2 protein-coding genes are annotated in these 2,314 nt (G+C 74.3%); one reads left to right on the top strand and one right to left on the bottom strand.

Annotated elements, in window-relative coordinates:
* The coding region (locus tag C1J00_RS42185) for an FHA domain-containing protein (RefSeq protein ID WP_146046391.1) at positions 1-640 on the bottom strand (640 nt) is incomplete at its 3' end.
* Positions 641-1,002: 362 nt separating this feature from the next.
* Here C1J00_RS42185 and C1J00_RS42180 point away from each other — a divergent pair.
* Positions 1,003-2,314, top strand: a 1,312-nt coding sequence (locus C1J00_RS42180) for a serine/threonine-protein kinase (RefSeq protein WP_102914089.1), incomplete at its 3' end; no start/stop codon positions are given.

Genomic DNA, 2,314 nt, shown 5'->3' with positions numbered 1-2,314 from the left:
GGAGAGGTGTATAAGAGACCGTCTCCACCCGGCCACCCGGCCCCCCGGCCGGGACCAGCCGCAGGGCCGACTCGCCGATCCGCAGCAGCGCACCCGGCGCGAAAGGGACCACCCGGGCGCCGACCCGCGCGCCGTTCACCGTCGTGCCGTTCGTGGAGTCCAGGTCGGCGACCGCGACGCTGCCGTCCGCGCTCACCGTCACGGCGCAGTGCAGCCGGGAGACGTCCGGGTCGTCGAGGGGCACGTCGGCGTCGGCGGAGCGGCCGATGCGGATCTCGCCGCCGTGCAGCAGATGGACGCCGCCGGCGTCGGGACCGGCCACGACCTGGAGCTGGGCCGGGGCGTCCTCCAGCTCGGGATGCGGCTCCGGCTCCCCGGGCGCGCCCACGGACAGCACGGCACCGTCGGTCAGCGGGGGCTCGCCCAGCGTGCAGCGCTGGGTGTCCAGCCGCTGCTCCCCGGCGTACAGCACGGGCGCGCCCGAGCCGTCACCCCCGGAGACCGCCTGGACGAGCGCCGACGCCACCGCGGCGAGCGCCGTACCGGCGGGGGCCGTGACCAGTACGTCGCTGCGCGGGGCGCGGTCCCGCGCCGGCGCCGACGGGCCCAGCGGATCTACGACGGTCAGCCGGATCTGCATCGCCGTCAGCGGTCCCTTCTGCCCGGGCGCGGAGTCCCCCACCCCGCCCCAGCACGTCGGCCAGTACTGCCAGCATCCTCGCACCTGCCACTGACAACACGCCCCTCGCTCGGGAAAAGGTGATCTTGATTGGTCGGCTCTGCCCGCAAAAGTGCCTGAGAGATGACCCACAGGCGACCTCTTGAGATCAGTCACGTTCGTTACCGGCAACCACAAGACCGAGGTGAGCGTCTTTCCTTCGAACGGGTGTGAGGGGCGCTACGTAAGACCCACAGAAAGACGACACCCCGGTCCTCGGCCCCCCGGCCTTACAGTGGGTCGGACAGGCCAGCAGGCAAGGCAAGCACCAGGGAGCGCATGACGTGCGGCCGGTAGGCAGCAAGTACTTGCTCGAGGAGCCGCTCGGACGCGGCGCCACGGGCACCGTCTGGCGAGCCCGCCAGCGCGAGACCGCGGGCGCCGAGGCGGCCGTGCCGGGACAGCCCGGCGAGACCGTCGCGATCAAGGTCCTCAAGGAGGAGCTGGCCAGCGACGCGGACATCGTCATGCGGTTCCTGCGCGAGCGCTCCGTCCTGCTCCGGCTGACCCACCCGAACATCGTCCGGGTCCGCGACCTGGTGGTCGAGGGCGAGCTGCTGGCGCTGGTCATGGACCTCGTCGAGGGCCCCGACCTGCACCGCTACCTGCGCGAGAACGGGCCCTTCACCCCGGTCGCCGCCGCCCTGCTCACCGCACAGATCGCCGACGCGCTCGCCGCCAGCCACGCCGACGGCGTCGTCCACCGCGACCTCAAGCCGGCCAACGTCCTGCTCCAGCAGTACGACGGGCGGATGCACCCGCTGCTGACCGACTTCGGCATCGCCCGTCTGGCCGACTCCCCGGGACTGACCCGCACCCAGGAGTTCGTCGGCACGCCCGCGTACGTCGCCCCGGAGTCCGCCGAGGGCCGTCCGCAGACCTCCGCCGTCGACATCTACGGCGCCGGCATCCTGCTGTACGAGCTGGTCACCGGCCGCCCGCCGTTCTCCGGCGGCTCCGCCCTGGAGGTGCTGCACCAGCATCTGAGCGCCGAGCCGCGCCGCCCCTCCACCGTCCCCGACCCGCTGTGGACGGTCATCGAGCGCTGCCTGCGCAAGAACCCCGACGAACGGCCCAGCGCCGAGAACCTCGCCCGCGGCCTGCGCGTCGTCGCCGAGGGCATCGGGGTGCACGCGAACTCCGCGCAGATCGCCGCCGCGGAGGGCGTCGGCATGCTCCTCGTGCCCGACCCGGCCCCCGCGCCGGTGCCGGACATGTCCGGCGAGGCCGACCCGACCCAGGTCCTCCCGCAGGGCGCCGGATCGTACGATCCGAACGCCGCGACCAGCGTCATGCCGCACACCGGCGGCCCGGCCGGCGCCGCCGACCCCACCGCCGTCATGCCCCACCGGGGCGCGGCCGACCCGACGGCCGTCATGCCGCCGGTCCCGCCGGGCTCGCCCGGTCACCCCGGCCAGCAGAACCAGCAGGGCGGCCCCGAGGACCCGCACCCCTGGCAGAACCAGCTGCGGGCGGCCCGCGACCGCAACGAGCAGACGCAGGTGCAGTACCTCGACCCCGGCCAGGACCCGCTGCGCCGTCGCCCCCAGCGCCAGGTGGCCCGCCCGCAGCAGCCCCCGCAGCGCCAGGCACCCC

Origin of the sequence: Streptomyces cahuitamycinicus, assembly GCF_002891435.1 — a bacterium.
Classification (GTDB): Bacteria; Actinomycetota; Actinomycetes; order Streptomycetales; family Streptomycetaceae; genus Streptomyces; species Streptomyces cahuitamycinicus.
The sequence above is the reverse complement of the archived record's forward strand: the minus strand, read 5'-3'. Positions and strand labels throughout refer to the sequence as shown.